The following is a 6199-nucleotide window of genomic DNA, read 5'->3' as shown; positions in this document are numbered from 1 at the left end:
CGCCGTCGGGGTCGGCGGCCCGACGTAGCGCACCATCCCGGCGCCCGCCTCGACCGCAGCGGTCACGCACATGACCGGCGCGCCGGTGTAGCCCTCTCCCCCGGCCACGACGCCGAGGACGCCGCGGGAGTACTTGTCGTCGGCCGGCCCCGGCACCGGCCACAGGTCCGCCACGTCGTCGGTGGTCAGCCGCTGCACGGCAGGTGTGGGCGCGACCGCGGCGAGGGCGGCGTCCAGGCCGATGTCGATGACAGTGAGCCGGCCCACGGCGGGCTCGGTGGCCGGCAGCAGGTGCACCGGCTTGGCCACCCCCAAGGTCACCGTCTCGTCGGCGAACACCGCGTTGGTCGCGCTCTGCTCCCCCGCCGGGTCGGCTCCGCTCGGCAGGTCGACCGCGAGCACGTAGGCCGTGTCGGGGATCGCCTCGACCAGCTGCTCGGCAGGGTCACGCAGGCCCGGCCGCCCGCCGATCCCAAGGATCCCGTCGATCACCAGGTCGGCCTCTCCCATCGCCTCGACCGGACCCCGTCGGGAGAGTATGACGTCCACGCCGGCCGAGCGCGCGGCCTCCAGTCCCGCCTCGTGCGCCTTCTCACCGACCAGCACGACCCGGACCTCGAAGTCGGCGGCCAGCCGCGCGGCGGCGTAGAGCGCGTCGCCACCGTTGTCTCCCGAGCCGACCAGCGCCACGACCCGGGAGCCGCCGCGCTCCCCGAGCCGGGCCGCTGCGACCGACGCCACACCCTCTGCGGCGCGCTGCATGAGGGTGCCCTCGGGCAGGTGACCCATGGCCTCGGCCTCGATCGCGCGGACGTCGGACACGGCATACGCCTCGATCATGGTGGATCTCCTCCGCTGCTGGTCTTTGCGTCGTCGCCGATCAGCCCTCGGCGACCACCACGGCCGACGAGATCCCCGCGTCGTGGGACAGCGAGACGTGCAGTTCGTGCACGCCCAGGTCGGCGGCCCGCGCCTCCACCGTCCCGCGGATCCGCAGCCGGGGTCGTCCGTGCTCGGCGCGGACCACCGTGGCGTCCAGCCAGGACAGACCGACGGGGGCGCCGAGCGCCTTGGCGAGTGCCTCCTTGGCCGCGAACCGGGCGGCGAGCGACGCCAACGGCAGGTCGCGCTCGTCGGGGGTGAAGAGCCGGTCGCGCAGACGCGGCGTGCGCTCGAGCGTGCGGCCGAAGCGCGCGACGTCCACGACGTCGATCCCCACCCCGACGATCACGCGCGCCTCACTCGACCGTGACCGACTTGGCGAGGTTCCTCGGCTGGTCCACGTCCAGGCCCTTGGCGGTGGCCAGCTCGAGGGCGAAGACCTGCAGCGGCACGGTCGTGAGCAGCGGCGCGAGCAGGGGTGGCGTGGCGGGGACCCGGATCACCTCGTCGGCGAAGGGTACGACCGCCTCGTCACCCTCCTCGGCTATCACCAGCGTGCGGGCCCCGCGGGCGCGGATCTCCTGGATGTTGGAGACCACCTTGCCGTGCAGTCCGTGTTCGCTGTCGGGCGTCGGGACGATGACGAACACCGGCTGCCCCGGCTCGATGAGGGCGATCGGGCCGTGCTTGAGCTCCCCCGCCGCGAAACCCTCGGCGTGGATGTAGGCGAGCTCCTTGAGCTTGAGCGCGCCCTCCATGGCCACCGGGAAGCCGACGTGCCGGCCGAGGAAGAGCACGGCCCGGGTGTCGGCCATGAACCGGGCGATCTCGCGGACCCGGTCCATCGAGTCGATGACGGTCTGGATCTTGTCCGGGACCTGCTGCAGCTCCTTCATCACCGCCGGCGCCTGGTCGGCGAACACGCCACCCCGCAGCTGCGCGAGGTAGAGCCCGAGGATGTAGCAGGCCGTGATCTGCGCGAGGAACGCCTTGGTCGAGGCGACGGCGATCTCGGGGCCCGCGTGGGTGTAGAGGACGGCGTCGGACTCGCGCGGGATGGTCGCACCGTGGGTGTTGCAGATCGACAAGGTGCGTGCGCCGAGGTCGTGGGCGTGCTTGACGGCCATCAGCGTGTCCATCGTCTCGCCCGACTGGGAGATCGAGACCACGAGGGTGTTGCCGTCGACGACCGGGTCGCGGTAGCGGAACTCGTGGGCCAGCTCCACCTCGCAGGGGATGCGGGTCCAGCGTTCGATGGCGTACTTGGCGACCATCCCGGCATACGACGCGGTGCCGCAGGCCACGATGACGACCTTGTCGACCGCCCGCAGGTCGTCCTCGGAGATGCGCAGCTCGTCCATGACGAGGTGGCCGTCCTCGTCGGTGCGGCCGAGCAGGGTGTCGGCGACGGCGTGCGGCTGGTCGTGGATCTCCTTCTCCATGAAGGTGTCGAAGCCGCCCTTCTCCGCGGCGGCAGCGTCCCAGTCGACGTGGTAGGGCTTGCCCGCCGCGGGCCGGCCGTCGAAGCCCACGACCGACACGCGCTCGGGCGTGATGGTGACGATCTGGTCCTGCTCCAGCTCGAGCGCCTCCCGGGTCGAGCCGATGAAGGCGGCCACGTCGGAGCCGAGGAAGTTCTCGCCCTCGCCGAGCCCCACGACCAGCGGGCTGTTGCGGCGCGCGCCGACGACCACGCCCGGCTGGTCGGCGTGCACGGCGAGCAGCGTGAAGGCGCCCTCGAGCACCTGCACCACCTGGCGCATCGCCTCGGTGAGGTCGTGCGTGGTCGCGTAGGCCCGTGCGACCAGGTGAGCGGCGACCTCGGTGTCGGTCTCGCTCTCGAAGACGACCCCGTCCTCGAGCAGCTCGGCGCGCAGCGCGTGGAAGTTCTCGATGATGCCGTTGTGGATCAGCACGAGCTTGCCGTCGGTGCCGCCGCGGTGCGGGTGGGCGTTCTGGTCGGTGGGACCGCCGTGGGTGGCCCAGCGGGTGTGGCCGATCCCGGTGCCTGACGCCGGCAGCGGGCTGTCGCCCAGGGCCGCGGTGAGGTTGGCGAGCTTGCCGGCCCGCTTGCGGGTCTCGACGTGGTCGCCGGCGAGCACCGCCACCCCGGCGGAGTCGTAGCCCCGGTACTCCAGGCGGGACAGGCCCTCCATCACCACGTCCAGGGCCTTGCCGCCGTTGTCCGGGCCCACATAGCCCACGATTCCGCACATGGGCTGCAGCCTAATGGGCGGACCGCGCCCCCGGTCTCCCCGACCTTGCGCGACAATGGCGCGCGTGTCGTCGTCCCAGGGGAGCAGCCTCCCGTCGCCGTACGTCGAGCTCGACCGTGCGGCCTGGGCCCGGCTGCGCAACCAGCACCCGCTGAGCCTCAGCGCGGAGGACGTCGCCCGTCTGCGCGGACTCGGTGACCGGCTCGACCTCGCCGAGGTGGAACAGGTCTACCTGCCGCTGTCCCGGCTGCTGAACTTCTACGTCGGCGCAACGGCTGGCCTGCACCGGATCACCACAGACTTCCTGGGGGAACGCCCCGAGCGCACCCCCTTCGTCATCGGGGTGGCCGGGTCGGTGGCCGTGGGCAAGTCCACGACGGCCCGCATCCTGCGCGAGCTGCTCGCCCGGTGGCCCGACACACCGCGCGTCGAGCTCGTGACGACCGACGGCTTCCTTTATCCCAACGCCGAGCTCGAACGGCGCGGGCTGTTGCACCGCAAGGGATTTCCCGAGTCCTACGATCGCCGCGCGCTCCTGCGGTTCGTCGCCGAGGTCAAGTCCGGCAAGGAGGAGGTGCAGGCGCCCGTCTACTCGCACCTGACCTACGACATCGTCCCCGACCAGTGCATCACGGTGACCCATCCGGACGTCCTGATCGTCGAGGGGCTCAACGTGCTGCAACCGCCGCACCCCCGCTCCGACGGCACCACCGGGCTCGCGGTGAGCGACTTCTTCGACTTCTCGGTCTACGTCGACGCGCACGTGCAGGACATCAAAGGCTGGTATGTCGACCGGTTCCTGCGACTGCGCGAGACCGCCTTCGCCGACCCCCAGTCCTACTTCCACCGGTATGCCGACCTGTCCGACGGGCAGGCCCGCCTCACCGCCGAGGGCATCTGGGACAACATCAACGCCCCCAACCTGACCGAGAACGTGCGACCCACGCGCAGCCGCGCGACCCTGGTGCTGTCGAAGGTGGCCGACCACAGCGTGCGGCGGGTCCGCCTGCGCAAGCTCTGACACGGCATACGGGCCGGGGTCGCCGCGGCGGCGGGTGGACAATGGGGCCATGAGCGAGGGCAGCACGGAGGGCAAGGACGCCGGGCAGACCCGGACCGAGCACGACTCGATGGGCGAGGTGGAGGTCCCCGCAGACGCCCTGTGGGGCGCGCAGACCGCGCGAGCGGTGGAGAACTTCCCGATCTCGGGCCAGGGGGTGCCGCCGGCGATCATCCACGCGCTCGCCGCGGTCAAGGCGGAGGCTGCGCGGGTCAACGCCGACCTCGGCCGGGTGGACGGGGCCGTCGCTGCCGCCATCGCTGCCGCGGCGGACGAGGTCGCAGACGGACAGCACGACGGTCACTTCCCGATCGACGTCTTCCAGACCGGTTCGGGCACGTCCACCAACATGAACGTCAACGAGGTGGTCGCCCGGTTGGCGCACCTGGCCACCGGTCTGTCGGTGCATCCGAACGACGACGTCAACTCCGGACAGTCCAGCAACGACACCTTCCCGACCGCGTTGCGCCTCGCGGCGGTGATTACCGCCGCACAGTCGCTTCTCCCGGCGCTCGAACACCTGCAGGGCGCGCTCGAGCGCAAGGCCGAGGAGTTCGCGCTCGTCGTGAAGTCGGGGCGCACCCACCTGATGGATGCCGTGCCGGTGACCCTGGGGCAGGAGTTCCGGGGTTTCGCCCGGCAGGTCGCGCTCGGTCGGGAGCGGGTGCAGCGCGCCGCCGACGAGGCGGCTGAGCTGCCCCTGGGTGGCACCGCGGCCGGCACGGGGCTCAACGCGCCGGAAGGCTTCGCCGCTCAGGTGATTGCCCGTCTTGCGGAGCGCACCGGCCTCGACCTGCGCGAGGCGGTCGACCACTTCGAGGCGCAGTCGGCCCAGGACGCCCTGGTGTCCCTCTCCGGTGCGGCCAAGGTCGTGGCGGTCAGCCTGACCAAGATCTGCAACGACCTGCGCTGGATGGGCTCCGGCCCGCGGGCCGGCCTCGGCGAGATCCACCTGCCCGACCTGCAACCCGGCTCGAGCATCATGCCTGGCAAGGTCAACCCGGTCCTCCCCGAGGCGACCGTGATGGTGTGTGCCCAGGTGATCGGCAACGACACCGCGATCACCGTGGCCGGGGCGAGCGGCAACTTCGAGCTCAACGTCATGTTGCCGGTGATCGGCCGCAACCTGCTCGACTCGCTGACCCTGCTCTCGACCGTGTGTCCGCTACTGGCCGACCGGTGCATCGACGGCATCACCGCCGACGAGCAGCGCTGCCTCGACTTCGCCCAGGGCTCACCCTCGATCGTGACCCCGCTGAACCGCTACATCGGCTACGAGGCGGCAGCCGCCGTGGTCAAGCAGGCGCTCGCGGAGCGTCGTCCGATCCGCGACGTGGTCATCGACCGCGGACACGTGAAGTCGGGTGACCTCACCGAGGAACAGCTCGACCAAGCACTCGACGTGCTCGCGATGACCGGCGTGCAGCCCGCCCGAGACTGAGCGGAGCGACCCTGCCGCGGAGGAGCTGCGGCCGGAAATCAGTACCAGCCGGTCGCCTGGGAGTGGCTCCAGGCGCCGCAGGGGCTGCCGTAGGAGCCGCGGATGTAGCCCAGCCCCCAGCGGATCTGGGTCGCCGGGTTGGTCTGCCAGTCGGCACCGGCCGAGGCCATCTTGCTGCCGGGCAGGGCCTGCGGGATGCCGTAGGCGCCCGACGACGGGTTGGACGCGTAGTGGTCCCAGCCGCTCTCGCGGGCCCACAGGGCGTCGAGGCAGCTGAACTGGTCGCTCCAGCCGTAGGCGGCGAGCATCGACCGGGCGATGTCACGGGGGCTGCCGCTGTAGCTCGGGGCGGTGCGCTCGGAGCTGCGGGACGCGGCCTCCTCCTGGCGCTGCTTCTCCAGAGCCGCCTTGCGCTCCGCAGCCTGCTCGGCGCGCGCCTTCTCAGCGGCACGCTGCTCGGCCGCCCTCTTCTCGGCGGCTCGCTTGGCTGCGGCCTTCTTGGCGGCGGCACGCTTCTCGGCAGCCGCCTTGCGGGCAGCGGCCTTCTTGGCCTCCGCCTTGCGCTCGGCCTCGGCGCGGTCGGCAGCCTCCTTGGCCGCG

The 6199-nt window shown here is 71.8% G+C and carries 6 protein-coding genes; 2 read left to right on the top strand and 4 right to left on the bottom strand.

What is annotated here, in order from left to right:
* The 3 genes from FRW57_RS15720 to glmS all read right to left on the bottom strand — a co-directional run.
* Window positions 1-840 (bottom strand): NAD(P)H-hydrate epimerase (locus FRW57_RS15720; RefSeq protein ID WP_152186434.1); only part of this gene is annotated, 840 nt, incomplete at its 3' end.
* 40 nt (window positions 841-880) lie between these two features.
* On the bottom strand, window positions 881-1231 hold the full coding sequence (locus FRW57_RS15715; RefSeq protein ID WP_137119850.1) for a holo-ACP synthase: 351 nt from the start codon (window positions 1229-1231) through the stop codon (window positions 881-883).
* A 7-nt stretch (window positions 1232-1238) separates the two neighbouring features.
* Window positions 1239-3098: a glutamine--fructose-6-phosphate transaminase (isomerizing) gene (glmS, locus tag FRW57_RS15710; protein ID WP_137119851.1), complete on the bottom strand. Its 1860-nt coding sequence runs from the start codon at window positions 3096-3098 to the stop codon at window positions 1239-1241.
* A gap of 55 nt (window positions 3099-3153) precedes the next feature.
* Between glmS and coaA the strand changes: the two genes are divergently transcribed.
* Complete coding sequence (gene coaA, locus FRW57_RS15705) at window positions 3154-4119, top strand: type I pantothenate kinase (RefSeq protein ID WP_137119852.1); 966 nt, start codon at window positions 3154-3156, stop codon at window positions 4117-4119.
* A gap of 49 nt (window positions 4120-4168) precedes the next feature.
* Window positions 4169-5599 carry a class II fumarate hydratase gene (locus FRW57_RS15700; protein WP_137119853.1) on the top strand — a complete coding sequence of 477 codons (1431 nt, stop codon included), beginning with the start codon at window positions 4169-4171 and terminating at the stop codon, window positions 5597-5599.
* Between the two features lie 38 nt (window positions 5600-5637).
* Here the strand turns inward: FRW57_RS15700 and FRW57_RS24090 are convergent.
* On the bottom strand, window positions 5638-6199 hold a 562-nt coding region (locus FRW57_RS24090; RefSeq protein WP_238999455.1), incomplete at its 5' end, for a DUF2058 domain-containing protein.

This window comes from Segeticoccus rhizosphaerae (genome assembly GCF_009192725.1).
In the GTDB taxonomy this organism is placed as follows: domain Bacteria; phylum Actinomycetota; class Actinomycetes; order Actinomycetales; family Dermatophilaceae; genus Segeticoccus; species Segeticoccus rhizosphaerae.
The sequence above is the reverse complement of the archived record's forward strand: the minus strand, read 5'-3'. Positions and strand labels throughout refer to the sequence as shown.